General features: G+C 70.2%; 22 protein-coding genes and 4 tRNA genes. 20 read left to right on the plus strand and 6 right to left on the minus strand.

The features are described 5' to 3' along the window. Positions 1–117 precede the first annotated feature (117 nt). A complete protein-coding gene (gene htpX / locus ADL22_RS19005; protein ID WP_066980786.1) occupies positions 118–984 on the plus strand; it encodes a zinc metalloprotease HtpX in 867 nt (288 codons plus the stop codon). A gap of 87 nt (positions 985–1,071) precedes the next feature. Then, entirely contained in the window at positions 1,072–1,464 is a 393-nt protein-coding gene (locus tag ADL22_RS19010; RefSeq protein WP_066980789.1) for a YccF domain-containing protein, read from the plus strand. 136 nt (positions 1,465–1,600) lie between these two features. Here the strand turns inward: ADL22_RS19010 and ADL22_RS19015 are convergent, their stop codons facing one another. Both ADL22_RS19015 and ADL22_RS19020 read right to left on the minus strand, forming a co-directional pair. Further along, entirely contained in the window at positions 1,601–2,110 is a 510-nt protein-coding gene (locus ADL22_RS19015; RefSeq protein WP_066980792.1) for a hypothetical protein, read from the minus strand. A gap of 238 nt (positions 2,111–2,348) precedes the next feature. After that, on the minus strand, positions 2,349–2,837 hold the full coding sequence (locus ADL22_RS19020; protein ID WP_066980795.1) for a YajQ family cyclic di-GMP-binding protein: 489 nt from the start codon (positions 2,835–2,837) through the stop codon (positions 2,349–2,351). A 188-nt stretch (positions 2,838–3,025) separates the two neighbouring features. Here ADL22_RS19020 and ADL22_RS19025 point away from each other — a divergent pair. Beyond that, a tRNA-Tyr gene (locus ADL22_RS19025) sits at positions 3,026–3,107 on the plus strand. 202 nt (positions 3,108–3,309) lie between these two features. Here ADL22_RS19025 and ADL22_RS19030 read toward each other — a convergent pair. Continuing rightward, positions 3,310–3,972: an NAD(P)H-binding protein gene (locus ADL22_RS19030; protein WP_066980798.1), complete on the minus strand. Its 663-nt coding sequence runs from the start codon at positions 3,970–3,972 to the stop codon at positions 3,310–3,312. Between the two features lie 58 nt (positions 3,973–4,030). Further along, positions 4,031–5,287, minus strand: a complete 1,257-nt coding sequence (locus ADL22_RS19035; RefSeq protein WP_066980801.1) for an amidohydrolase family protein — start codon at positions 5,285–5,287, stop codon at positions 4,031–4,033. 193 nt (positions 5,288–5,480) lie between these two features. Here ADL22_RS19035 and ADL22_RS19040 point away from each other — a divergent pair. The 6 genes from ADL22_RS19040 (at position 5,481) to ADL22_RS19065 (ending at position 8,028) form a co-directional block, all read left to right on the plus strand. Next, positions 5,481–5,553 (plus strand) — tRNA-Thr (locus ADL22_RS19040). 47 nt (positions 5,554–5,600) lie between these two features. Further along, positions 5,601–5,673: transfer RNA gene (locus tag ADL22_RS19045), tRNA-Met, on the plus strand. An 89-nt stretch (positions 5,674–5,762) separates the two neighbouring features. Then, positions 5,763–5,927 (plus strand): 50S ribosomal protein L33, encoded by a 165-nt coding sequence (rpmG, locus tag ADL22_RS19050; protein WP_006604855.1) that lies wholly within the window; start codon positions 5,763–5,765, stop codon positions 5,925–5,927. Between the two features lie 85 nt (positions 5,928–6,012). After that, positions 6,013–6,468: a MaoC family dehydratase N-terminal domain-containing protein gene (locus ADL22_RS19055; RefSeq protein ID WP_066980804.1), complete on the plus strand. Its 456-nt coding sequence runs from the start codon at positions 6,013–6,015 to the stop codon at positions 6,466–6,468. 1 nt (position 6,469) lies between these two features. Then, positions 6,470–6,904, plus strand: coding sequence for a MaoC family dehydratase (locus ADL22_RS19060; RefSeq protein WP_066980807.1), 435 nt, complete (start codon positions 6,470–6,472; stop codon positions 6,902–6,904). 59 nt (positions 6,905–6,963) lie between these two features. After that, on the plus strand, positions 6,964–8,028 hold the full coding sequence (locus ADL22_RS19065; protein WP_066980811.1) for a UDP-N-acetylmuramate dehydrogenase: 1,065 nt from the start codon (positions 6,964–6,966) through the stop codon (positions 8,026–8,028). Between the two features lie 37 nt (positions 8,029–8,065). On the opposite strand, the gene ADL22_RS19070 is transcribed toward ADL22_RS19065, so the two are convergent. Together ADL22_RS19070 and ADL22_RS19075 are read right to left on the minus strand one after the other, a co-directional pair. Further along, positions 8,066–9,094, minus strand: a complete 1,029-nt coding sequence (locus ADL22_RS19070) for an adenosine deaminase (RefSeq protein WP_066980813.1) — start codon at positions 9,092–9,094, stop codon at positions 8,066–8,068. Positions 9,095–9,213: 119 nt separating this feature from the next. Then, positions 9,214–10,449, minus strand: coding sequence for a pyridoxal phosphate-dependent aminotransferase (locus ADL22_RS19075; RefSeq protein WP_066980815.1), 1,236 nt, complete (start codon positions 10,447–10,449; stop codon positions 9,214–9,216). Positions 10,450–10,641: 192 nt separating this feature from the next. Between ADL22_RS19075 and ADL22_RS19080 the strand changes: the two genes are divergently transcribed. The 11 genes from ADL22_RS19080 (at position 10,642) to ADL22_RS19130 (ending at position 24,739) form a co-directional block, all read left to right on the plus strand. Further along, positions 10,642–10,714, plus strand: a tRNA-Trp gene (locus ADL22_RS19080). 107 nt (positions 10,715–10,821) lie between these two features. Then, positions 10,822–11,118, plus strand: coding sequence for a preprotein translocase subunit SecE (gene secE, locus ADL22_RS19085; protein WP_066980818.1), 297 nt, complete (start codon positions 10,822–10,824; stop codon positions 11,116–11,118). A 73-nt stretch (positions 11,119–11,191) separates the two neighbouring features. Next, complete coding sequence (nusG, locus tag ADL22_RS19090) at positions 11,192–12,118, plus strand: transcription termination/antitermination protein NusG (protein ID WP_066980821.1); 927 nt, start codon at positions 11,192–11,194, stop codon at positions 12,116–12,118. Between the two features lie 165 nt (positions 12,119–12,283). After that, complete coding sequence (gene rplK, locus ADL22_RS19095; RefSeq protein ID WP_004941595.1) at positions 12,284–12,718, plus strand: 50S ribosomal protein L11; 435 nt, start codon at positions 12,284–12,286, stop codon at positions 12,716–12,718. A 112-nt stretch (positions 12,719–12,830) separates the two neighbouring features. Beyond that, on the plus strand, positions 12,831–13,547 hold the full coding sequence (rplA, locus tag ADL22_RS19100; protein WP_066980824.1) for a 50S ribosomal protein L1: 717 nt from the start codon (positions 12,831–12,833) through the stop codon (positions 13,545–13,547). A gap of 169 nt (positions 13,548–13,716) precedes the next feature. After that, positions 13,717–14,571, plus strand: a complete 855-nt coding sequence (locus ADL22_RS19105; RefSeq protein WP_324615586.1) for a hypothetical protein — start codon at positions 13,717–13,719, stop codon at positions 14,569–14,571. Between the two features lie 324 nt (positions 14,572–14,895). Continuing rightward, the gene (rplJ, locus tag ADL22_RS19110) at positions 14,896–15,426 is read left to right on the plus strand and encodes a 50S ribosomal protein L10 (RefSeq protein WP_066980830.1); all 531 of its coding nucleotides are present in this window, start codon (positions 14,896–14,898) and stop codon (positions 15,424–15,426) included. A gap of 107 nt (positions 15,427–15,533) precedes the next feature. Continuing rightward, entirely contained in the window at positions 15,534–15,923 is a 390-nt protein-coding gene (gene rplL / locus ADL22_RS19115) for a 50S ribosomal protein L7/L12 (protein ID WP_066980833.1), read from the plus strand. Positions 15,924–16,553: 630 nt separating this feature from the next. Next, a complete protein-coding gene (gene rpoB, locus ADL22_RS19120; protein ID WP_066980836.1) occupies positions 16,554–20,039 on the plus strand; it encodes a DNA-directed RNA polymerase subunit beta in 3,486 nt (1,161 codons plus the stop codon). Positions 20,040–20,136: 97 nt separating this feature from the next. Beyond that, complete coding sequence (locus tag ADL22_RS19125; protein ID WP_066980839.1) at positions 20,137–24,036, plus strand: DNA-directed RNA polymerase subunit beta'; 3,900 nt, start codon at positions 20,137–20,139, stop codon at positions 24,034–24,036. A 223-nt stretch (positions 24,037–24,259) separates the two neighbouring features. Next, positions 24,260–24,739, plus strand: a complete 480-nt coding sequence (locus tag ADL22_RS19130; RefSeq protein ID WP_066980843.1) for a DUF1707 and DUF4190 domain-containing protein — start codon at positions 24,260–24,262, stop codon at positions 24,737–24,739. Positions 24,740–24,885: the final 146 nt, after the last annotated feature.

Here is a 24,885-nt window from a genome sequence, read left to right on the forward strand (position 1 = left end):
CTCCCGGGCCGGGGAACCAGCCCCGCCCCTCTCGCGTTGACCAGGGAGTAAGGGTCCACTGGAGAGTGGAGAAACGAAGCCAAGGGTTCCCCTGCCGCACCATTTGGAGGGCGTACCGTGCACCGCCGGCACAACGGGCTCAGGACCGCCGTACTCCTCGGGGGACTGTCCGCACTCATCATCGTCATCGGCAGCTTCTTCGGCCGTACGGGCCTGATCGCCGCGGTCCTCATCGCCGTGGGCACCAACGCCTACGCGTACTGGAACAGCGACAAGCTCGCCCTGCGCGCCATGCGGGCCCGCCCGGTCAGCGAGTTCGAGGCGCCCCAGCTCTACCGCATGGTCCGCGAGCTCTCCACGGCCGCCCGCCAGCCCATGCCGCGCCTGTACATCTCCCCGACCCAGGCCCCCAACGCCTTCGCCACCGGCCGCAACCCCCGCAACGCCGCCGTCTGCTGCACCGACGGCATCCTCCGGCTCCTCGACGAGCGCGAGCTGCGCGGCGTCATCGGCCACGAGCTCAGCCACGTCTACAACCGCGACATCCTCATCTCCTCGGTGGCCGGCGCGCTCGCCTCCATCGTGATGTTCCTGGTGAACTTCGCCTGGCTGATCCCCATAGGCCGCTCCGAGGACGACGAGGGCCCCGGCCTCGTCGGCATGCTCCTGATCATGATCCTCGGCCCGGTCGCGGCCTCCCTGATCCAGCTCGCCGTCAGCCGCTCCCGCGAATACCAGGCCGACGCCTCCGGCGCCCAGCTCACCGGCGACCCGCTCGCCCTCGCCTCCGCCCTGCGCAAGCTGGAGATCGGCACCCAGCAGCTCCCGCTGCCCCCCGAGCCGCGCCTGGAGACCGCCGGCCACATGATGATCGCCAACCCGTTCCGCCCCGGCGAGGGCCTCTCCCGCCTCTTCTCCACCCACCCCCCGATGCCCGACCGCATCGCCCGCCTGGAACGCATGGCCGGCCACCGCCCCTACTGACCCGGCCCCCGCTGCAACGTTTCCCGCGCCCGGCGGCGTCCCCTACGGCGGAACGTTCACCACCCCGCCCGTGGAAGGCTGCCGATCATGAAGTTCCTCCTCAACGTCATCTGGCTGATTCTCAGCGGCTTCTGGATGGCACTCGGCTACGTCCTCGCGGGCGTGATCTGCTGCGTCCTGATCATCACCATCCCGTTCGGCATCGCGTCGTTCCGCATCGCCGGCTACGCCCTGTGGCCGTTCGGCCGGACGACCGTGGAGCGGCGGGACGCCGGCGCCGGTTCGGTGATCGGGAACGTGATCTGGATCATCTTCGCCGGCTGGTGGCTGGCCCTGGGCCATATCGTCACCGGCCTCGCCCTGTGCGTGACGATCATCGGCATCCCGTTCGGCATCGCCAACTTCAAGATGATCCCGATCTCCCTGCTCCCCCTGGGCCGCGAGATCGTCCCCACCGACCAGCCCTTCGCCACGCGCTGAACGAGCCGGACCGGACGCCGAGCGCGCCCCGGCGCGCATCGGCCCGGCAAGGAACAGCAAGAGGCCCCCTCCCGCGAGAACGGGACGGGGCCTCTCGCCGTCTTCAGGGCCCTGACGGGCGGTCTGTCCGGCCCTCTCAGTGCTGGACCGCCGGGCAGCGGCCGGTCTCCTCGCCGATGGAGTTGATCTCGGCGTTGGGCCGCCGGTCCCCGGCGTAGTTGACCTGGTCCGTGCAGCGCACCCCGGGCTTCTTGGGCGTACCGGACGACGCCCCGCCGCCCTTCTGCGGCGCCGGGCAGTGCCCGGTCTGCGCGCCGATGGAGTTGATCTCGGCGTTCGGGCGCGGGTCCCCGGCGTAGTCGATCCGGTCGGTGCAGCGCTTGGCGGACTGCGCGGGGGCGCCCGCCGGCGCGCCGCCGGCGGCGGTGGACTTGGCGGACCTGCCCGGGGTGGCCTTGCCCGGCGCGGCGGTGTCCTGGGCGGTCTTGTCCGGGGCGGCGGCCGACGGCTGGGTGCTGACCGAAGTGGCGGGCGGGGGCGCGGCGTTGGCGCCGCCCTGGCAGGCGGTGAGGCCGAACGCGGCGGCGGCGATCACCAGCGCGGCGGCGGCGCTGCGGGCGTGGCGGAGAGCGGTGCGGTGCGGCATGGTCTTCCCCCGGGTCTACGACGTGGCGGTGCGGGTTCGTGGCACCAACACTGCCGGGCACCGCTGACGCCCCGCCGCCGCACGGCTAACGCCTCACTAACGCACCCGGGGAAGGCCCGGCCCCGGCCGCCGGCCCCCGGCGCGCGCCAGGGGAACGCGGAGGGGGCGGCACCCCCGTGGCGTGCCGCCCCCTCCGCGTACCGCGTACCGCACGGCCCCTTCCGGGACCCGGCGGTGGTCAGCGGTAGTTGACGAACTGGATCGCGAAGTCCAGGTCCTTGCCGCGCAGCAGCTGCTGCACCGCCTGGAGGTCGTCCCGGCTCTTGGAGGTGACCCGCAGCTCGTCGCCCTGCACCTGCGCCTTGACGCCCTTCGGGCCCTCATCGCGGATGATCTTGGCGACCTTCTTCGCGTTCTCCTGCGTGATCCCCTCCTGGAGGGACGCGGAGATCTTGTACTCCTTGCCCGACGCCTGCGGCTCGCCCGCGTCCAGGGCCTTCAGCGAGATGCCGCGCTTGACCAGCTTGGACTGGAAGATGTCCAGGACGGCCTTCACCCGCTCCTCGGCGTTGGCCCGCATCTCGATCTTCTCGCCCGACCACTGGATGGACGCGTCCACGCCCTTGAAGTCGTAGCGCTGGGAGATCTCCTTGGCGGCCTGGTTGAGGGCGTTGTCGACCTCCTGCCGCTCGACCTTCGAGACGATGTCGAAACTGGAGTCGGCCATCGTGGGTTGGCTCCTCGTACGTAGATCCATCAGAGAGGCGGCCCGTCCGGACCGCCCGCCAAGCCTAGCCACCCGGCCAAGATCGAGCGCTCCCGAAGTGAGTGGCGGACCACCCCCTGCCATCGGGTATGGTTTACGTCGTTGCCAGGGAGCACCGCCCCACAGCGGGTCTCCCGGTCAACGTTCTTGGCGGTGTGCCCGAGCGGCCAAAGGGAGCAGACTGTAAATCTGCCGGCTCAGCCTTCCCAGGTTCGAATCCTGGCGCCGCCACAGCCGAAGAGGCCCTGATCGCAGCGATGCGGTCAGGGCCTCTTCGCGTGCGCGGGACGGGAGGGACCGGGTCCGGCCCCGAGGCCGTAGCGGCGCCGCTGGCGGCCTGCCGCCGCGCGGACGGCCCGGGACAGCCCGGCGGTCGTCCGGAGGCGGCAGGCGCGCGCTCAGGGCGCTGACGGGGCGTCCGGCCCCAACGGGCTCAGTGCGCCGCGACGTTCCGCACCGCGTCGGCCACCGGCACGTCCCCGCCGATCAGCTCCAGGGTCCGGCCGATCGTGCCGGGCTCGTCCAGCAGCGCCACCAGCACCGCCGCCACGTCGTCCCGCGGCACCGCCCCGCGCCCGGTGGCGTCCGCCAGCGTCACCTGCCCGGTGCCCGGGTCGTCGGTGAGCCGGCCGGGCCGCAGGATCGTCCAGTCCAGGCCGGCCCGGGCCCGTACGTCGGCGTCCGCGGCGCCCTTGGCGCGCAGATACGCGGCGAAGACCGGATCGGTGCCCTCCGGCGGCTCCCGGTCCGCGCCCATCGACGAGATCACCACGAACCGCCGGACGCCCGCCGCCTCGGCCGCGTCCGCGAACAGCGTCGCCGCGGCCCGGTCCACCGTCTCCTTGCGCGCCACGCCGCTGCCCGGCCCGGCGCCCGCCGCGAAGACCGCCGCGTCCGCGCCCTCCAGATGCCGGGCGATATCGCCCACCGACGCGGACTCCAGGTCGCAGACCACCGGTTCGGCCCCGGCGGCCAGCAGATCGCCGGCCTGTTCCGGACGCCGGACGATGCCCGCCACGTCCTCCCCGCGCGCGTGCAGCAGCCGCTCCAGCCGCAGCGCGATCTGACCATGTCCACCTGCGATGACAATGCGCATGCCGCCGACCGTACGCCGAACCGCCCCGGCGCACCCGGGGGACCGGCCGGTGCGCCGCTCAGCGCTGCGACTGGCGCGGCAGCTCCAGCGCCGCGTCCACCGCCGAATCGCAGTACTCGCGCACCGCGCTGGTCCGCGCCACCACGCGCCCCCGGTGCACCACGATCCGGCTGTACGCCAGCGACAGCACCCCGGCGATCCGCTCCCCGCGCACCGCCAGCAGCTCCGCCGGGAAGCCCGCCTCGACCCGCACCTCCGGGAGCCCCAGCGTGGCCCGCGCCGCCGTGCTCACCGCCTCGTACGCCGCCTCCGGGGTGGCCTCGCCCAGGGACGCCAGGAGGTACGCGGCCTCCAGCGGGTCCCCGCGGCCCACCGGGTTGGCCGCGTCCCGCAGCGCCCCGCTGCCCGCCGCCACCCGCACCCCGGCCGCCCGCAGCAGCCGCACCGGCGCCGGCCGCGCCACCCGCGAACCGTGCCGCTCCAGCCCCGAGCAGTCCCCCTGCGGCAGGCACACCACCGCCACGTCGGCCGCCGCCAGCTGCTCGGCGACCCGGGACGCCACGCTCCGCGGCATCCGCGCCATCCCGGCGCACGGCCCGATCGCCACCCCCGGGCGCAGCCCGCCGCACATCGCCGCGAACCGCGCCAGCCGCGCCGGATCGTCCCCGTCGGTGTGCAGGTCCACCGGGCAGCCGTGCTCCCCGGCGACCTCCAGGACGGTCTCGACGTACCCGGCCGGATCGGGGTCCAGGTCCGGGCAGCCGCCGATGACCGTGGCGCCCATCCGCACCGCGTCCCGCAGCAGCGCCACCCCGTTGGCGCCGGCCACCCCGGTCAGCACCCGGGGCACCGCCACCGCCGCCAGGTCAGCCAGGCCCCGCAGCGACCGGCGGGCCTGGAGGACGGCCTCCAGCGCGCGCAGCCCCTGGACGCCGCCGATCCGCACATGGCTCCGGGAGGCGGTGGCGCCGTGGCCCAGCTGGAGGAGCGCGGCCTCCGTGGTCCGGCGCTGGACGTCCTCGGGGGAGTCGGAGGCCGGCCCGTCCTCGTCGGCGGTCAGCGCGGTGTCGCAGTGCGCGTGCGGTTCGGCGGGCGCGGGGAGCAGCAGATAGCCGGCGAGGTCCACCCGGGCGCCCTGCGGCGCCAGGCTGCCGGCCGTGCCGACCGCCTCGATGCGCCCGCCGCCCAGCCGTACGTCCACGGTGCGGCCGTCGGCGAGCCGGGCGCCGCACAGGACCAGCGCGCCGGAATCCGGCCGGGCGTACCGGCCGGCGCCCCCGGGCTTCCCCGGCTGCGGCGAACTGCTCTCGGACATCGCGCTCCTCGAAGCCCCGGGCGTGCAAGATCACGCAGCGTGGGTCCGAGCCTAGGGCGCCGCCCGGAGACCGCCGCGCAGGCGCGGAATAGTCGTACCGGTGTGGTGCGGGGGCGGCGCGCGGGGCCGGAGGGACGCGGCGCGGATACGGATTTCACGTTTGGCGGCGGGCCGTGTAATGTCTTCCTCGCTCGCCCCAATAGCTCAGTCGGCAGAGCGTCTCCATGGTAAGGAGAAGGTCTACGGTTCGATTCCGTATTGGGGCTCTGATGTGTGGGGGATCCCGCCCTCGGGCGGGGAACTCTCACATCACAGCGGTGTAGCTCAGTCGGTAGAGCAAGCGGCTCATAATCGCTGTGTCACCGGTTCAAGTCCGGTCACCGCTACTGACAGTAGCCGATTGTGGGGTCGGTCCTCCGGTCGGCTACTCTTCCATGCGTTCGTATTGCCTACCCGTCCGTCAAGGAGCACTCACGTGGCTGCCACCGACGTCCGCCCGAAGATCACGCTGGCCTGCGTGGAGTGCAAGGAGCGGAACTACATCACCAAGAAGAACCGGCGCAACGACCCGGACCGCCTGGAGATGAAGAAGCACTGCCCCCGCTGCAACTCGCACACCGCGCACCGCGAAACGCGATAATTCAGGCTCGTCCGTGAGGCCGTCCCCATTTCCTGGGGGCGGCCTCGCGGCTTTGGCACACCAGTACAGGGAGGTTGCGAGCCCCATGGCGCTCGACCAGTCATTCGTCGGACGCACGTACCCGCCCACCGACCCGTACGAGGTCGGCCGGGAAAAGATCCGCGAATTCGCCGAGGCGATCGGCGACCCCAACCCGGCCTACACCGACACCGAAGCCGCCAAGGCGCTCGGTCACCCCGATGTGATCGCGCCGCCGACTTTTGTGTTCGCCATCACCTTCAAGGCCGCCGGGCTGGTCATCGCCGACCCGCAGCTGGGCCTGGACTACAGCCGGGTCGTCCACGGCGACCAGAAGTTCGCCTACCGGCGGCCGGTGCGCGCCGGGGACCGGCTGACCGTGACCTCCACCATCGAGGCCGTGCGGACCATGGCCGGCAACGAGGTCATCGATATCCGCGGCGAGGTGCACGACGAGGGCGGCGAGCACGTCGTGACCGCGTTCACCAAACTCGTCGCCCGCCCCGCTGAGGAGGACGCCTGAGATGACCGCGCAGATCTCCTACGACGACGTCGAGGTCGGCACCGAACTCCCCGCGCAGTCCTTCCCGGTGACCCGCGCCACACTCGTCCAGTACGCCGGCGCCTCCGGCGACTTCAACCCGATCCACTGGAACGAGCGGTTCGCCAAGGAGGTCGGACTGCCGGACGTCATCGCGCACGGCATGTTCACGATGGCCTCGGCGATCCGGGTGGTCACCGACTGGGCCGGCGACCCGGGGGCGGTCGCCGAGTACGGCGTGCGCTTCACCAAGCCGGTCGTCGTCCCCGATGACGGCACCGGCGCGCTGATCGAGGTCAGCGGCACGGTCGCGGCCAAGCTCGACGACGCCGAGCGGACCGTCCGGGTCGACCTCACGGCCAAGAGCGCCGGCCAGAAGGTGCTGGGCATGTCCCGCGCCGTGGTCAAGCTCGCCTGATACGGGCGCGGGGGGCGGCCGGCCCGGTGGCGCCGGACCGCCCCCGTACCCTTGGGCGGGTGCAGGAACGCCACGTAGCCAAGAACGCCCCGCTCGCCCCGCTGACCACCTTCCGCCTGGGCGGCCCCGCGAACCGCCTCGTCACGGCCACCACCGACGACGCGGTGATCGCGGCCGTCCGCGAGGCCGACGACACCGGCACCCCGCTGCTGATCATCGGCGGCGGCAGCAACCTCGTCATCGGCGACAAGGGCTTCGACGGCACCGCCCTGCGCATCGCCACCCGCGGTTTCGCCCTCGACGGCACGGCCCTGGAGCTCGCCGCCGGCGAGAACTGGTCCGACGCCGTCGCCCGCACCGTCGCGGCCGGGCTGGCCGGCGTCGAGTGCCTGGCCGGCATCCCCGGCTCGGCCGGCGCGACCCCGATCCAGAACGTCGGCGCCTACGGGCAGGACGTCTCCGAGACCCTCACCGAGGTCGTGGCCTACGACCGCCGGGCCGGCGAGACGGTCACCCTCCCCGCCGCCGAATGCGGCTTCTCGTACCGCCACAGCCGCTTCAAGCAGCACCCGGACCGCTTCGTGGTGCTGCGGGTGCGGTTCGCCCTGGAGGACGCCGGCGGGCTCTCCGCGCCCGTGCGGTACGCGCAGACGGCCCGGGCGCTGGGCGTGGCCCCGGGGGAGCGGGTGCCGCTGGCGACGGCCCGGGAGACCGTCCTCGCGCTGCGGGCCGGCAAGGGCATGGTGCTGGACCCCGCCGACCACGACACCTGGTCGGCCGGCTCGTTCTTCACCAACCCCGTCCTCACCGAGGACGAGCACACCGAGCTGGTCCGGCGCGTCCGGGAGCGGCTGGGGCCGGACGCGGCGCCGCCGGCCTTCCCCGACGGCGGCGGCCGGGTCAAGACCTCGGCGGCCTGGCTGATCGAGCGGGCCGGCTTCACCAAGGGCTACGGCAGCGGCCCGGCCCGGATCTCCACCAAGCACACCCTGGCCCTGACCAACCGCGGCGAGGCCACCACCGAGGACCTGCTCGCGCTGGCCCGCGAGGTGCGCGACGGGGTCCGGGACGCCTTCGGGGTCACCCTGGTCAACGAGCCGGTCACGGTTGGCGTCAGCCTGTAGAGCTCGTACGGCCCGGCGGGCGGCCCTCAGCGGCCCGCTACGGCGCCGGGGCGGCCAGCCAGGCGTCGATGTCCGCCAGGGCCGCCCGGCGGGCCTCCTCGGGCGCCCGGGAGGCCCGTACGGACTGCCGGGCCAGCTCGGCGAGTTCGGCGTCGGTGAAGCCGTGCGCGGTGCGGGCGATCTCGTACTGGGCGGCCAGCCGGGAGCCGAACAGCAGCGGGTCGTCGGCGCCCAGCGCCATCGGCACGCCCGCCTCGTAGAACGTCCGCAGCGGTACGTCCTCCGGCTTCCCGTAGACCCCCAGCGCCACGTTGGACGCCGGGCACACCTCGCAGGTCACCCCGCGCGCGGCCAGCCGGCGCAGCAGCGCCGGGTCCTCCGCGGCCCGCACCCCGTGCCCGATCCGGGCGGCGTGCAGATCGTCCAGGCAGTCCCGGACGCTCGCCGGGCCGGACAGCTCCCCGCCGTGCGGGGCCGACAGCAGCCCGCCGTCCCGGGCGATGGCGAAGGCCCGGTCGAAGTCCCGCGCGAAACCCCGCCGTTCGTCGTTGGAGAGCCCGAAGCCCACCACCCCGCGGTCGGCGTAGCGGACCGCCAGCCGGGCCAGTGTGCGGGCGTCCAGGGGGTGCTTCATGCGGTTGGCGGCCACCAGGACGCGGATGCCCAGCCCGGTGTGGCGGGCGGCCCGGTCCACCGCGTCCAGGATGATCTCCAGCGCCGGGATCAGCCCGCCCAGCCGCGGCGCGTACGAGGTCGGGTCGACCTGGATCTCCAGCCAGCGGGAGCCGTCCCGGACGTCCTCCTCGGCCGCCTCCCGGACCAGCCGCTGGATGTCCTCCGGGGAGCGCAGGCAGGACCGGGCGATGTCGTAGAGCCGCTGGAAGCGGAACCACCCGCGCTCGTCGGTGGCGCTCAGCCGGGGCGGCTCCCCGCCCCGGAGCGCGTCCGGCAGGTGGACGCCGTACTTGTCGGCGAGTTCCCGCAGGGTCGCCGGCCGCATCGAGCCGGTGAAGTGCAGGTGCAGATGGGCCTTCGGCAGTTGACGCAGATCACGAGCACGCTCCATCCGCAGATATTGCCGTACCCGGCCGTCACCGGGACAGCCCCCGGCCCCGAACGGAGGGGCCGCCGCAAAGGCGTGCGGGGCCGGACGGCGCCGGCCCCGCGTCCTCGGTGCTGCGGGTGCTACTTGGCCTCGGCCAGCAGCTTCTGGATCCGGGAGACGCCCTCGGCCAGGTCCTCGTCGCCCAGCGCGTAGGACAGCCGCAGGTAGCCGGGCGTGCCGAACGCCTCACCGGGGACGACGGCGACCTCCGCCTCCTCCAGGATCAGCTCGGCCAGCTCCACGCTGGTCTGCGGGCGCTTGCCGCGGATCTCCTTGCCGAGCAGCCCCTTGACCGACGGGTAGGCGTAGAACGCGCCCTCCGGCTCCGGGCACAGCACGCCGTCGATCTCGTTGAGCATCCGCACGATCGTCTTCCGGCGCCGGTCGAAGGCGGTCTTCATCTCCTCGACGGCCGCCAGGTCGCCGCTGACCGCCGCGATCGCCGCGGCCTGCGCGACGTTGGAGACGTTGGAGGTGGCGTGCGACTGGAGGTTGGCGGCCGCCTTGATGACGTCCTTCGGGCCGATCGCCCAGCCCACCCGCCAGCCGGTCATCGCGTACGTCTTGGCCACGCCGTTGACGACGATGCACTTGTCGCGCAGCTCCGGCACCACCACCGGGAGCGAGGAGAACTCCGCGTCCCCGTAGACCAGGTGCTCGTAGATCTCGTCGGTGAGCACCCACAGGCCGTGCTCGGCGGCCCAGCGGCCGACCGCCTCGACCTGCTCGCGCGGGTAGACCGCGCCGGTGGGGTTGGACGGGGAGACGAAGAGCAGCACCTTGGTGCGCTCGGTGCGGGCCGCCTCCAGCTGCTCGACGGTCACGCGGTAGCCGGTGGTCTCGTCGGCGACCACCTCGACCGGCACGCCGCCGGCCAGCCGGATCGACTCCGGGTACGTCGTCCAGTACGGGGCCGGGACGATGACCTCGTCACCCGGGTCCAGGATCGCGGCGAACGCCTCGTAGATGGCCTGCTTGCCGCCGTTGGTGACCAGGACGTTCGCGGCCTCGATCTCGAAGCCGGAGTCGCGCCGGGTCTTCTCGGCGATCGCGTTCTTCAGCTCGGGCAGCCCGCCGGCCGGGGTGTAGCGGTGGTACTTCGGGTTGCGGCACGCCTCGACCGCCGCCTCGACGATGTAGCCGGGCGTGGGGAAGTCGGGCTCGCCGGCGCCGAAGCCGATCACCGGGCGCCCGGCGGCCTTGAGGGCCTTGGCCTTGGCGTCCACGGCGAGGGTGGCGGACTCGGAGATCGAGCCGACCCGGACGGAGACCCGGCGGTCGGCGGGGGACGATGCGGAAGGAGTGGCAGCGCTCATACAGGCATCGTCGCAGACCGCCGCCGGGCCCGGTACACGGGTTTCGAGGGGCGGTACGGGGCGGTACGGGAGGTTCCTGTTCGACGCCCGGCGCCGAACCACGTACACTCGCTGACCGTTGGCTCCCATCGGGTCGCCGCGGCAGACGACGTAGTGCAGTCGCCCGCATGCGGTAGGTTGGGGGAACCACAAAGGGTCGTAGCTCAATTGGTAGAGCACTGGTCTCCAAAACCAGCGGTTGGGGGTTCAAGTCCCTCCGGCCCTGCTACACGCACTTCTTCACCGAGTGCGTGCACGCGTACGTACGAAATGCACCGCCGTGCGGCCGGGCCGGGCGCGCCACGGCCACGACCCGGATTCAGGTGAGGACGAGTGACGGACGCCCTGGGCTCCATCGACATGCCTGAGCGCGGTCGTTCCGAGGACAGCAGCCCGGAATCCCAGAAGAAGCCCCGCCGCGGCGGCAAGCGCGGCAAGAAGGGGCCTTTCGCGCGTCTCGCGCTCTTCTACCGCCAGATCATCGCGGAGCTCCGCAAGGTCGTCTGGCCCACCCGCGGCCAGCTGTCGTCGTACACCACCGTGGTGATCGTCTTCGTAGCCATCATCATTGGTCTCGTAACCGTGATTGACTTGGGAATCAACCGAGTCGTCGGGTACGTCTTCGGCTGATCCCGCGGAGGGTGCCTCTGCGGGGTGGCCCTTTCGCACGTTCAACCCCTTGAAGCAAGGAAGAAGCAGCCACGTGTCTGACCCGAACCTGAACGACGCCACCGAGCCGGTCGCGGCTGCAGAGGCCGAGGTTGACGAGGCCGTCCCGGCCGAGGTCGAGGGGGACGCTGCGGCCATCGCTGACGCCGAGGGCGCCGCGGAGATCGTCGCGGACGCCGATGGTGCCGACGAGCTGGACGCCGAGGAGGCCGCCGCCGGCGAGCCCGCCGAGTCCGCCGCCGTGCACGTCGAGGACGCCGCGGACGACGAGGCCGCCGCCGACGAGGCCGCCGAGGCTTCCGAGGACGCGGAGGAGGCCGAAGAGGCCGAGGAGCAGGAGCCGGTCGACCCGGTCGCCGCCCTCCGCGAGGAGCTGCGCGGCCTGCCCGGCGAGTGGTACGTCATCCACACCTACGCGGGCTACGAGAACCGCGTGAAGACCAACCTCGAGCAGCGCGCCGTCTCGCTGAACGTCGAGGACTACATCTTCCAGGCCGAGGTGCCGCAGGAAGAGGTCGTGCAGATCAAGAACGGCGACCGCCGCACCGTCCGCCAGAACAAGCTCCCGGGCTACGTCCTGGTGCGCATGGATCTGACGAACGAGTCCTGGGGCGTGGTCCGCAACACCCCCGGTGTCACCGGCTTCGTCGGCAACGCCTACGACCCCTACCCGCTGACCCTGGACGAGATCGTCAAGATGCTCGCCCCGGAGGCCGAGGAGAAGGCCGCCAAGGAGGCCGCCGCGGCCGAGGGCCGGCCGGCGCCGTCCCGCAAGGTCGAGGTCCAGGTCCTGGACTTCGAGGTGGGCGACTCGGTCACCGTCACCGACGGTCCGTTCGCGACGCTCCAGGCGACGATCAACGAGATCAACGCCGACTCCAAGAAGGTCAAGGGCCTGGTCGAGATCTTCGGCCGCGAGACCCCGGTCGAGCTGAGCTTCGACCAGATCCAGAAGAACTAGCGTCTTCCTGGACCACAGCCACCGACCGGGTCAGAGCGGCACACAGCCGTTCTGACCTGCTCGGTTTTTGGCCGCGTAAGGGTACCCGTTATCGTTGTGCGGTATGCCTCCGTCCGGATGACCGGATCGGGGGCGAATCACCTCTCACTAGGACCCGGAGAGAGCATGCCTCCCAAGAAGAAGAAGGTCACGGGGCTGATCAAGCTCCAGATCCAGGCCGGTGCCGCCAACCCGGCCCCGCCGGTCGGCCCCGCGCTGGGTCAGCACGGCGTCAACATCATGGAGTTCTGCAAGGCCTACAACGCCGCGACCGAGTCGCAGCGCGGCATGGTCGTGCCGGTGGAGATCACGGTCTACGAGGACCGCTCCTTCACCTTCGTCACCAAGACCCCGCCGGCCGCGAAGCTCATCCTGAAGGCCGCGGGCGTGGACAAGGGCTCCGGCGAGCCGCACAAGACCAAGGTCGCCAAGATCACCCGCGACCAGGTCCGCGACATCGCCACCACCAAGATGCCCGACCTGAACGCCAACGACCTGGACGCCGCCGAGAAGATCATCGCCGGTACCGCCCGCTCCATGGGCATCACCGTCGAGGGCTGATCCCCGGCCGTTCGGCACCGGGTCGCGCGACACCGTCGCGTACCGGCACCACCGTGGCAGGGCCAGGCGCTGGTCCGGACCACGACTCCACCCCTTTGCATCAGGAGCAGAAGTGAAGCGCAGCAAGACTCTTCGCAACGCGGACGCGAAGATCGACCGGGAGCGGCTGTACGCCCCGCTCGAGGCCGTCCGTCTCGCCAAGGACACCACGTCCGTCAAGTTCGACGCGACCGTCGAGGTCGCCATGCGCCTGGGTGTCGACCCGCGCAAGGCCGACCAGATGGTCCGCGGCACCGTGAACCTCCCGCACGGCACCGGTAAGACCGCCCGGGTCCTGGTCTTCGCGACCGGTGACCGTGCTGCGGCCGCGGAAGCCGCCGGCGCCGACATCGTCGGCTCGGACGAACTGATCGACGAGGTCGCCAAGGGCCGGCTGGACTTCGACGCCGTCGTCGCCACCCCGGACCTGATGGGCAAGGTCGGCCGCCTGGGCCGCGTGCTCGGTCCCCGTGGTCTGATGCCGAACCCGAAGACCGGCACCGTCACCCCCGACGTCGCCAAGGCCGTCACCGACATCAAGGGCGGCAAGATCGAGTTCCGCGTGGACAAGCACGCGAATCTCCACTTCATCATCGGCAAGGTGTCCTTCGACGACACCAAGCTGGTGGAGAACTACGCCGCGGCGCTGGAGGAGATCACCCGTCTGAAGCCGTCCGCCGCCAAGGGCCGGTACATCAAGAAGGCGACGATCACCACCACCATGGGCCCCGGCGTCCCGGTGGACCCCAACCGCACCCGCAACCTCCTCGTCGAGGACGAGGCCGTCTGACCCTCCCGGTCGATGCCTCGTAGCGTGTGACGCGTACGCCGTCAGGCCCCGCTTTCCGTACGGAGAGCGGGGCCTGACGCGTTCGGAACAACACCTGGCGCCCCCGCTGTCGGTGGTCTGCACTACAGTCCCGTGCGAGGTCCATCGAGGAGATCAAGGGGGAGCCTCAGTGCGCACTACGCGTATAGCCGCGGCCGTCGCGGCGGGAGTTGTCATGATGGCCGGTCTGACCGCCTGCAACGGCGGCGGTGACAAGAGCGCCGGCACCGGTGGCGGCGCCGGCGGCGGCAGCAACGACGCGGCGGGGGCCAAGTCTCCGCTGGAGGCCGCGCTGGCCTCGCTGAAGACCGCCGCGCAGCAGACGGGCGGCAAGAAGTCCGCGAAGATCGACGGCACCCAGAAGACCGCCATGGGCACGCGCACGATGAAGGGCGCGATGGACTGGTCGAACGGGATCAACATGACCCTCGACATCACCCAGACCGGCGGCCCGATGGCGTCCGGCAAGCCCCAGAAGGCGCTGTACACGCCCCAGGCGATGTACATCAACATGGGCATGCCGGTCGGCGGCAAGAACTGGCTCAAGTACGACTACGACGCCCTCGCCAAGAAGGGCCCGGCCGGCGCCCTGATGAAGGACGCCATGCAGAACAACGACCCGGTCAAGTCGGTGGACCTGCTCATCGCCTCCGGCAAGGTGCAGGAGGCCGGCAAGGAGGACGTCCGCGGCGTCCAGGCCACCCACTACACCGGCAAGGTCGACGTGGCCGAGATGGCCAAGATGCAGTCCAAGTCGCTCAGCGCGGCCGACCTTCAGGCGCTGGAGGCCCAGCTCAAGAAGGCCGGCGCCACGACGGAGACCATCGACCTGTGGATCGGTCCCGACAACCTCCTCGTCAAGAAGCGCGAGCAGGTGGACGGCACGCAGGGCACCGACTCCACCGTCTTCTACTCGGACTACGGCACCAAGGTCACGGTGACCCCGCCGCCGGCCTCCGACACCACGCCGGCTCCCGGCTTCTGATCCGCGCGGCCGCGCGGGGTGTTCCGGGCACCGTCCCGGGTGCCCCGCGCGGCCGTCCGGCGCCCGATTTGCCTGCGCGCGGTCCGTTCCCGTACGGTGTCCCGGAAGCCAAAGACCGCTGGTTGTCCCCGCGTGTCCGCTCCCGGACATGTGGTGGCCGAAGGATCCGCTAGCTGCGGACGGCCTGCGCAGGTTGTGTGAGGAAGAAGCTCCCGGGCACGAGTCTGCCCGGTCGAGTAACCGCCCCGTGCGCCTGCGCCGGGGCGTTTGTGTTGCCCAGCCCCTTCTGCGCGGTCCTCATCACCCGGAAGGAGGCCGAGGCTCATGGCGAGGCCCGACAAGGTCGCAGCCGTCGACGAGATCGCGGAGAAGTTCCGCAACTCGAACGCCGCTGTTGTGACCGCGTACACCGGTCTTACCGTCGCGCAGATCAAGAATCTGCGCCGTTCGCTCGGTGACAACGCTCAGTACCGTGTGGTGAAGAACACGCTGACCAAGATCGCGGCCCAGGAGGCCGGGATCTCCGTGCTGGACGAGCACCTCAGTGGCTCGACGGCCGTCGCCTTCGTTACCGGTGACCCGGTCGAGGCGGCGAAGGGTCTTCGTGACTTCGCCAAGGAGAACCAGAACCTCGTCATCAAGGGCGGTGTCCTTGACGGCAAGGCGCTCTCCGCCGACGAGATCAAGAAGCTTGCGGACCTCGAGTCCCGCGAGGTTCTGCTCAGCAAGCTGGCCGGTGCCTTCAAGGCGAAGCAGTCCCAGGCTGCCTCCGTCTTCCAGGCGCTGCCGTCGAAGCTCGTCCGCACCGTGGACGCGCTGCGCGCCAAGCAGGCCGAGCAGGGCGGTGCCGAGTAATTCGGCTCGCGTCATGATCCGTGCCGTCCCGGCGCGGGTCGCAGCGGGCCGCACGCCCGCCGAACTGTACATCCGGCACCAGCCGAATTAGTGGAAGGACCGCCATCATGGCGAAGCTCACCCAGGACGAGCTGCTCGAGCAGTTCGAAGGCATGACCCTCATCGAGCTCTCCGAGTTCGTGAAGGCGTTCGAGGACAAGTTCGACGTCACCGCCGCCGCTGCCGCGCCGGTCGTCGTCGCCGGTGGTGCCGCTGGTGGCGCCGCCGCCGAGGCCGAGGAGGAGAAGGACGAGTTCGACGTCATCCTCACCGGCGCCGGCGACAAGAAGATCCAGGTCATCAAGGTCGTGCGCGAGCTGACCTCCCTCGGCCTGAAGGAGGCCAAGGACCTGGTCGACGGCACCCCGAAGCCGGTTCTGGAGAAGGTTGCCAAGGACGCCGCCGACAAGGCCAAGGAGGCCCTCGAGGGCGCCGGCGCCTCCGTCGAGGTCAAGTGACCTCGCTGAGTCCCGCGGACTCCGTCCGGTGCGCCTGAGGGCGTAACGCGGACACCGCCAAGGGCGATCACCCATACGGGTGGTCGCCCTTCGGCGTACCCGCCCCGGCTGCGTTGCCTCGCGCCGGTGAGCGAGTATGGTGATCTTCGTTGTCCGGGCGCACCTCCCTGTGACGATCTCCCGGAGGCGGGGGGCCTTGACGAACCGGACGCGGCGCGCAATTCTCTGGACGCGACGCGGAAGCGGTCCAGGGTCCGAGGCATGGATCGCCGACGAAGAGGGAAGCATCGGTGTGCGCCACTGGCGCAGGGCTTTCGGCAGGCGCAGGGCTTTGGGCGTAGAGAAGAACAACGAGGGGCTCCTCCGGCACGGAGGGCAGGACCTCCCGGAGGGAGAAGATCGGTATCACGGTGCTGTACCGGTCTCCGGAAACTCGCTCTGGACATCAGTGGGCCATGTGGCTACACTGACCCTTTGCGCTGCCTGTTAGCTGCTCCCTGCCCGTCACCAGGGGCATACCCGAGCCCGTGCAAAGCTGAATGATTGGCCCTGACCTGGGCTTTCTCTCGGTCTGCTGGATTCGGGACCGGTACGCGCGTAGTGAGTCCGAGCCCTCGGAAGGACCCCCTCTTGGCCGCCTCGCGCAACGCCTCGACTGCCAATACGAACAACGGCGACAGCACCGCCCCGCTGCGCATCTCCTTTGCGAAGATCAAGGAGCCCCTCGGGGTTCCGAACCTCCTTGCGCTGCAGACCGAAAGCTTCGACTGGCTGCTCGGCAACGCCGCATGGAAGGGTCGCGTCGAGGCTGCGCTGGAGAGTGGGCAGGAAGTCCCCACCAAGTCCGGTCTGGAAGAGATCTTCGAAGAGATCTCCCCGATCGAGGACTTCTCCGGGTCGATGTCGCTGACGTTCCGCGACCACCGCTTCGAGCCTCCGAAGAACTCCATCGACGAGTGCAAGGAGCGGGACTTCACGTACGCGGCTCCGCTGTTCGTCACCGCGGAGTTCACCAACAACGAGACCGGCGAGATCAAGTCCCAGACGGTCTTCATGGGCGACTTCCCGCTCATGACCAACAAGGGCACCTTCGTCATCAACGGCACCGAGCGTGTCGTGGTGTCGCAGCTCGTCCGCTCGCCGGGTGTGTACTTCGACAGCTCGATCGACAAGACGTCCGACAAGGACATCTTCTCCGCCAAGATCATCCCGTCCCGGGGTGCCTGGCTGGAGATGGAGATCGACAAGCGCGACATGGTCGGTGTCCGCATCGACCGCAAGCGCAAGCAGTCCGTGACCGTCCTGCTCAAGGCGCTCGGTTGGACCACCGACCAGATCCTTGAGGAGTTCGGCGAGTACGAGTCGATGCGCGCCACCCTGGAGAAGGACCACACCCAGGGCCAGGACGACGCACTGCTCGACATCTACCGCAAGCTGCGTCCGGGCGAGCCCCCCACGCGCGAGGCCGCGCAGACGCTGCTGGAGAACCTCTACTTCAACCCCAAGCGCTACGACCTCGCCAAGGTCGGCCGCTACAAGGTCAACAAGAAGCTGGGCGGCGACGAGCCGCTGGACGCCGGCGTGCTGACCGTGGACGACATCATCGCCACGATCAAGTACCTGGTGAAGCTGCACGCCGGTGAGACCGAGACGGTCGGCGAGAACGGCAACACCATCGTTGTCGAGACCGACGACATCGACCACTTCGGCAACCGCCGCCTGCGCAACGTCGGCGAGCTGATCCAGAACCAGGTCCGCACGGGTCTGGCCCGTATGGAGCGGGTCGTGCGCGAGCGCATGACCACCCAGGACGTCGAGGCGATCACGCCGCAGACGCTGATCAACATCCGGCCGGTCGTCGCCTCCATCAAGGAGTTCTTCGGCACCAGCCAGCTGTCCCAGTTCATGGACCAGACCAACCCGCTGTCGGGTCTGACCCACAAGCGCCGCCTGTCGGCGCTGGGCCCGGGCGGTCTGTCCCGTGAGCGGGCCGGCCTGGACGTCCGTGACGTGCACCCCTCGCACTACGGCCGCATGTGCCCGATCGAGACCCCCGAAGGCCCGAACATCGGTCTGATCGGCTCGCTCGCGTCCTACGGCCGGGTCAACGTCTTCGGCTTCATCGAGACGCCGTACCGCAAGGTCGTCGACGGCCAGGTCACCGAGGACGTCGACTACCTCACCGCCGATGAGGAGGACCGCTACCTCATCGCCCAGGCGAACGCCAAGCTCACCGAGGACCTGCGGTTCGCCGAGAACCGCGTGCTGGTCCGCCGGCGCGGCGGCGAGGTCGACCTCGTCCCGGCCGACGAGGTGCACTACATGGACGTCTCGCCGCGCCAGATGGTGTCGGCCGCGACCGCCATGATCCCGTTCCTCGAGCACGACGACGCCAACCGCGCGCTCATGGGATCGAACATGATGCGCCAGGCCGTGCCGCTGATCAAGGCGGAGTCGCCGCTGGTCGGTACGGGCATGGAGTACCGCTGCGCGGTCGACGCCGGCGACGTCATCAAGGCCGAGAAGAACGGTGTGGTCCAGGAGGTCTCCGCGGACTACATCACCGTCGCCAACGACGACGGCACGTACACCACGTACCGCGTCGCCAAGTTCACCCGCTCCAACCAGGGCACCTCCTTCAACCAGAAGGTCGTCGTGGACGAGGGCGCGCGGGTCGTCGAGGGCCAGGTCCTCGCCGACGGTCCGTCCACGGACCAGGGCGAGATGGCGCTCGGCAAGAACCTCCTCGTCGCGTTCATGCCGTGGGAGGGCCACAACTACGAGGACGCGATCATCCTGTCGCAGCGCCTCGTGCAGGACGACGTCCTCTCCTCGATCCACATCGAGGAGCACGAGGTCGACGCCCGCGACACCAAGCTGGGCCCCGAGGAGATCACCCGGGACATCCCGAACGTCTCCGAGGAGGTCCTCTCCGACCTCGACGAGCGCGGCATCATCCGGATCGGTGCCGAGGTCGTGGCCGGCGACATCCTCGTCGGCAAGGTCACGCCCAAGGGTGAGACCGAGCTGACCCCCGAGGAGCGCCTGCTGCGCGCGATCTTCGGTGAGAAGGCGCGCGAGGTGCGCGACACCTCGCTGAAGGTGCCGCACGGCGAGATCGGCAAGGTCATCGGCGTCCGCGTCTTCGACCGCGAGGAGGGCGACGAGCTGCCGCCGGGCGTGAACCAGCTGGTCCGCGTCTACGTCGCGCAGAAGCGCAAGATCACCGACGGTGACAAGCTCGCCGGCCGCCACGGCAACAAGGGCGTCATCTCCAAGATCCTGCCGGTCGAGGACATGCCGTTCATGGAGGACGGCACCCCGGTCGACATCATCCTCAACCCGCTGGGTGTCCCGTCCCGTATGAACCCGGGACAGGTCCTGGAGATCCACCTCGGCTGGCTCGCCAGCCAGGGCTGGGACGTCTCCAGCCTCGGCGACGAGTGGGCCCAGCGCCTCCAGGCCATCGGCGCCGACCAGGTCGAGCCGCGCACCAACGTCGCGACCCCGGTCTTCGACGGTGCCCGCGAGGACGAGCTGGCCGGTCTGCTGGAGAACACCCGCCCCAACCGCGACGGCGACCGCATGGTCCTGCCGTCCGGCAAGGCCCGGATGTTCGACGGCCGCTCCGGTGAGCCGTTCCCGGACCCGATCTCGGTCGGGTACATGTACATCCTCAAGCTCCACCACCTGGTCGACGACAAGCTGCACGCGCGCTCGACCGGTCCGTACTCGATGATCACCCAGCAGCCGCTGGGCGGTAAGGCTCAGTTCGGTGGCCAGCGCTTCGGTGAGATGGAGGTGTGGGCGCTGGAGGCTTACGGCGCCGCGTACGCCCTCCAGGAGCTGCTGACGATCAAGTCCGACGATGTCACCGGCCGCGTGAAGGTCTACGAGGCCATCGTCAAGGGCGAGAACATCCCCGAGCCCGGCATCCCCGAGTCCTTCAAGGTGCTCATCAAGGAGATGCAGTCCCTGTGCCTCAACGTGGAGGTGCTGTCCTCGGACGGCATGTCCATCGAGATGCGCGACACCGACGAGGACGTCTTCCGCGCTGCGGAGGAGCTCGGCATCGACCTGTCCCGGCGCGAGCCGAGCAGCGTCGAAGAGGTCTGACGGGTCTGGCTGGGAGCTTCTCCTCCCGAAGCTCCCAGCCCCGCCCCGGACCCCGTACAGACCATCTAGATACGACCCTGAGAGGGATTGACGCATAGTGCTCGACGTCAACTTCTTCGACGAGCTGCGGATCGGCCTCGCCACCGCTGACGACATCCGTCAGTGGTCCCACGGTGAGGTCAAGAAGCCGGAGACCATCAACTACCGCACCCTCAAGCCCGAGAAGGACGGCCTCTTCTGCGAGAAGATCTTCGGCCCGACCCGGGACTGGGAGTGCTACTGCGGTAAGTACAAGCGCGTCCGCTTCAAGGGCATCATCTGCGAGCGCTGCGGCGTCGAGGTCACTCGCGCCAAGGTGCGCCGCGAGCGGATGGGCCACATCGAGCTGGCCGCGCCGGTCACGCACATCTGGTACTTCAAGGGCGTGCCGAGCCGGCTGGGCTACCTGCTGGACCTCGCGCCCAAGGACCTCGAGAAGGTCATCTACTTCGCCGCCTACATGATCACGTGGGTGGACGAGGAGCGCCGTACGCGCGACCTGCCCTCGCTGGAGGCGCACGTCTCCGTCGAGCGCCAGCAGATCGAGCAGCGCCGCGACTCGGACCTGGAGGCCCGGGCCAAGAAGCTCGAGTCCGACCTGGCCGAGCTGGAGGCCGAGGGCGCCAAGGCGGACGCCCGCCGCAAGGTGCGCGAGGGCGCCGAGCGGGAGATGAAGCAGCTGCGCGACCGCGCGCAGCGCGAGATCGACCGCCTCGACGAGGTCTGGAACCGCTTCAAGAACCTCAAGGTCCAGGACCTCGAGGGCGACGAGCTGCTCTACCGCGAGCTGCGGGACCGCTTCGGCACGTACTTCGACGGTTCGATGGGTGCCGCGGCGCTGCAGAAGCGCCTGGAGACCTTCGACCTGGAGGAGGAGGCCGAGCGCCTCCGCGAGATCATCCGGACCGGCAAGGGCCAGAAGAAGACCCGTGCGCTCAAGCGCCTGAAGGTCGTCTCGGCGTTCCTGCAGACCCGGAACAGCCCCAAGGGCATGGTCCTGGACTGCATCCCGGTGATCCCGCCGGACCTGCGTCCGATGGTGCAGCTGGACGGTGGCCGCTTCGCGACCTCCGACCTGAACGACCTGTACCGCCGTGTCATCAACCGCAACAACCGCCTGAAGCGGCTTCTCGACCTCGGCGCGCCCGAGATCATCGTGAACAACGAGAAGCGCATGCTCCAGGAGGCCGTCGACGCGCTCTTCGACAACGGCCGCCGCGGCCGCCCGGTCACGGGCCCCGGCAACCGCCCGCTGAAGTCGCTGTCCGACATGCTCAAGGGCAAGCAGGGCCGCTTCCGTCAGAACCTCCTCGGCAAGCGCGTCGACTACTCGGCCCGTTCGGTCATCGTCGTCGGCCCGCAGCTGAAGCTGCACCAGTGCGGTCTGCCCAAGGCCATGGCGCTGGAGCTCTTCAAGCCGTTCGTGATGAAGCGCCTGGTGGACCTCAACCACGCGCAGAACATCAAGTCGGCCAAGCGCATGGTCGAGCGCGGCCGCACCGTGGTGTACGACGTCCTCGAAGAGGTCATCGCCGAGCACCCGGTGCTGCTGAACCGTGCGCCCACGCTGCACCGCCTCGGCATCCAGGCGTTCGAGCCGCAGCTGGTCGAGGGCAAGGCCATCCAGATCCACCCGCTCGTCTGCACCGCGTTCAACGCGGACTTCGACGGCGACCAGATGGCCGTGCACCTGCCGCTGTCCGCGGAGGCGCAGGCCGAGGCCCGCATCCTGATGCTGTCCTCGAACAACATCCTCAAGCCGGCCGACGGCCGTCCGGTCACCATGCCGACCCAGGACATGGTGCTGGGCCTCTTCTTCCTCACCACGGACGAGGAGGAGCGCGAGGTCAAGGGTGAGGGCCGCTCGTTCTCCTCGGTCTCCGAGGCGATCATGGCCTTCGACGCCCGCGAGCTCTCGCTCCAGGCGAAGGTCGACATCCGCTTCCCGATCGGCACCGTGCCGCCGCGCGGCTGGACCCCGCCGGCCCCGGCCGAGGGCGAGCCGGAGTGGCAGCAGGGCGACAGCTTCCGGCTGCGGACGACCCTGGGCCGCGCGCTCTTCAACGAGCTGCTGCCCGAGGACTACCCGTTCGTCGACTACTCGGTCGGCAAGAAGCAGCTCTCCCAGATCGTCAACGACCTGGCCGAGCGCTACCCGAAGGTCATCGTGGCGGCGACGCTCGACAACCTGAAGGCGGCCGGCTTCTACTGGGCCACCCGCTCCGGCGTCACCGTCGCCGTCTCCGACATCGTCGTGCCGGAGGCCAAGAAGGGGATCGTCGCGGGCTACGAGGCCCAGGACGAGAAGGTCCAGAAGCAGTACGAGCGCGGTCTGATCACCAAGGACGAGCGCACGCAGGAGCTCATCAACATCTGGACCAAGGCGACCAACGAGGTCGCCGAGGCGATGAGCGACAACTTCCCGAAGACCAACCCCATCTTCATGATGGTGGACTCGGGTGCGCGCGGAAACATGATGCAGATGCGTCAGATCGCCGGTATGCGTGGTCTGGTGTCGAACGCCAAGAACGAGACCATCCCGCGTCCGATCAAGGCGTCCTTCCGCGAGGGCCTGTCCGTGCTGGAGTACTTCATCTCCACCCACGGTGCCCGTAAGGGTCTGGCGGACACCGCCCTGCGTACCGCCGACTCCGGTTACCTCACCCGCCGTCTGGTCGACGTCTCCCAGGACGTCATCATCCGCGAGGAGGACTGCGGCACCGAGCGCGGTCTGAAGCTGCGGATCGCGTCGAAGGGCGCGGACGGTGTGCTGCGCAAGGCGGACGACGTCGAGTCGTCGGTGTACGCGCGGATGCTCGCCGAGGACGTCGTGGTGGACGGCAAGGTCGTCGCCCCGGCCAACGTCGACCTCGGTGACGTGCTCATCGACCAGCTGATCGCGCACGGCGTGGAGGAGGTCAAGACCCGCTCGGTCCTGACCTGCGAGTCCGCGGTCGGTACGTGTGCGTACTGCTACGGCCGTTCGCTGGCCACCGGCAAGCTGGTCGACATCGGTGAGGCGGTCGGCATCATCGCCGCCCAGTCCATCGGTGAGCCCGGTACCCAGCTGACGATGCGTACCTTCCACACCGGTGGTGTGGCCGGTGACGACATCACCCTGGGTCTGCCGCGTGTCGTCGAGCTCTTCGAGGCCCGTACGCCCAAGGGCGTCGCGCCGATCTCGGAGGCGGCCGGCCGCGTCCGGATCGAGGAGACCGAGAAGACCAAGAAGGTCATCGTCACGCCGGACGACGGCAGCGACGAGACGGCCTACGGCGTCTCCAAGCGCGCCCGCATGCTGGTGTCCGAGGGTGACCACGTCGAGGTCGGCCAGCCGCTGACCGTCGGTGCGATCAACCCGCACGACGTGCTGCGGATCCTGGGTCAGCGCGCCGTCCAGGTCCACCTGGTCGGCGAGGTCCAGAAGGTCTACAACAGCCAGGGCGTGGCGATCCACGACAAGCACATCGAGATCATCATCCGGCAGATGCTGCGCCGGGTGACGATCATCGAGTCCGGCGACGCGGAGCTGCTGCCGGGCGAGCTGGTCGAGCGCTCGAAGTTCGAGAGCGAGAACCGCCGCGTGGTGGCGGAAGGCGGCCACCCGGCCTCCGGCCGTCCGCAGCTGATGGGTATCACCAAGGCCTCGCTGGCGACGGAGTCCTGGCTGTCGGCCGCCTCCTTCCAGGAGACGACCCGAGTCCTGACGGACGCGGCGATCAACGCCAAGTCCGACAGCCTCATCGGCCTGAAGGAGAACGTCATCATCGGTAAGCTCATCCCGGCCGGTACGGGCCTGTCCCGCTACCGCAACATCCGGGTCGAGCCGACCGAGGAGGCCAAGGCCGCGATGTACTCGGCCGTCGGCTACGACGACATCGACTACTCGCCCTTCGGCACCGGCTCCGGCCAGGCGGTGCCGCTGGAGGACTACGACTACGGTCCGTACAACCAGTAAGCGAGCCGGTCAACCGCAGGGCGGTCATCCCGTAACGGGGTGGCCGCCCTGCGGCGTTGGTGGCGGATATCGGGCGGCGCGTGCCGCGGGGAACTTGTCCTCCCATTGCCGCGTCTGTGATGAGAGGATGGGGAGAACTGTAGAGCGGGGGGAGGTTCGCGACATGGCATTCCAGCCGTGGCAGGGTGGGCAGCCTGCTCAGAATCCGTATCAGCTGCCGGCCATGCGTGCCTCGCACGCCGATCGCGAGCGGGCGGTGGACGTGCTCAAGGCCGGCTTCGCCGAGGGCCGGCTCGGCCAGGCGGAGTACGAGCAGCGGATCGCCCGGGCCTATCAGGCGCAGACGCACACCGAGCTGCAGGCGCTGGTCGCCGATCTGCCGCAGGGCCCGGTGCCGCAGGCGCAGTTCGCGCCGCGCCCGGCCATGCCGGCCACCTTCCTCCCGGTGCAGCTGCCGCCCCCGCCGACCACCAACGGCTCCGCCACCGGCGCGCTGGTGTGCGGGCTGATAGCGCCGTTCACCTGGGGGCTGACGGCGATCCCCGCGGTGGTGCTGGGGCACAAGGCGCGGGCCGAGATCCGGCGGACGGGGGAGCGCGGGGACGGCCAGGCGGTGGCCGGGCTGGTGCTGGGCTGGCTGGGGATCGGCGGCTGGGCGCTGTTCCTCCTGGTGATGGTGCTGGTCGGGGTCACCCGGGCCTGACGGCCGGGTGCCGTCTTCCGCGCCGGGCGCCGCACGCACTACGGTGGCCGCAGCGCGGGGGAGTCCGGCGTGTCCTTCGCGTGTGCATTTGTTTTGACCGCAGCCAATGCGCTAGGTACGCTCTGACCTTGTGCCTGGGGTGTCCC

Source organism: Streptomyces sp. NRRL F-4489, from assembly GCF_001509485.1.
Taxonomy (GTDB): Bacteria; Actinomycetota; Actinomycetes; order Streptomycetales; family Streptomycetaceae; genus Streptomyces.

What these genes read in the sequence shown, in the direction of transcription:
- ADL22_RS19015 (WP_066980792.1), bottom strand. Translation starts at nt 2,110, where the DNA reads ATGCCGCACCGCACCGCTCTCCGCCACGCCCGCAGCGCCGCCGCCGCG.
- ADL22_RS19010 (WP_066980789.1), top strand. Translation starts at nt 1,072, where the DNA reads ATGAAGTTCCTCCTCAACGTCATCTGGCTGATTCTCAGCGGCTTCTGG.
- ADL22_RS19130 (WP_066980843.1), top strand. Translation starts at nt 24,260, where the DNA reads ATGCGTGCCTCGCACGCCGATCGCGAGCGGGCGGTGGACGTGCTCAAG.
- ADL22_RS19060 (WP_066980807.1), top strand. Translation starts at nt 6,470, where the DNA reads ATGACCGCGCAGATCTCCTACGACGACGTCGAGGTCGGCACCGAACTC.
- rplL (WP_066980833.1), top strand. Translation starts at nt 15,534, where the DNA reads ATGGCGAAGCTCACCCAGGACGAGCTGCTCGAGCAGTTCGAAGGCATG.
- ADL22_RS19020 (WP_066980795.1), bottom strand. Translation starts at nt 2,837, where the DNA reads ATGGCCGACTCCAGTTTCGACATCGTCTCGAAGGTCGAGCGGCAGGAG.
- ADL22_RS19075 (WP_066980815.1), bottom strand. Translation starts at nt 10,449, where the DNA reads ATGAGCGCTGCCACTCCTTCCGCATCGTCCCCCGCCGACCGCCGGGTC.
- rplJ (WP_066980830.1), top strand. Translation starts at nt 14,896, where the DNA reads ATGGCGAGGCCCGACAAGGTCGCAGCCGTCGACGAGATCGCGGAGAAG.
- rplK (WP_004941595.1), top strand. Translation starts at nt 12,284, where the DNA reads ATGCCTCCCAAGAAGAAGAAGGTCACGGGGCTGATCAAGCTCCAGATC.
- ADL22_RS19030 (WP_066980798.1), bottom strand. Translation starts at nt 3,972, where the DNA reads ATGCGCATTGTCATCGCAGGTGGACATGGTCAGATCGCGCTGCGGCTG.
- ADL22_RS19070 (WP_066980813.1), bottom strand. Translation starts at nt 9,094, where the DNA reads ATGGAGCGTGCTCGTGATCTGCGTCAACTGCCGAAGGCCCATCTGCAC.
- ADL22_RS19035 (WP_066980801.1), bottom strand. Translation starts at nt 5,287, where the DNA reads ATGTCCGAGAGCAGTTCGCCGCAGCCGGGGAAGCCCGGGGGCGCCGGC.
- ADL22_RS19055 (WP_066980804.1), top strand. Translation starts at nt 6,013, where the DNA reads ATGGCGCTCGACCAGTCATTCGTCGGACGCACGTACCCGCCCACCGAC.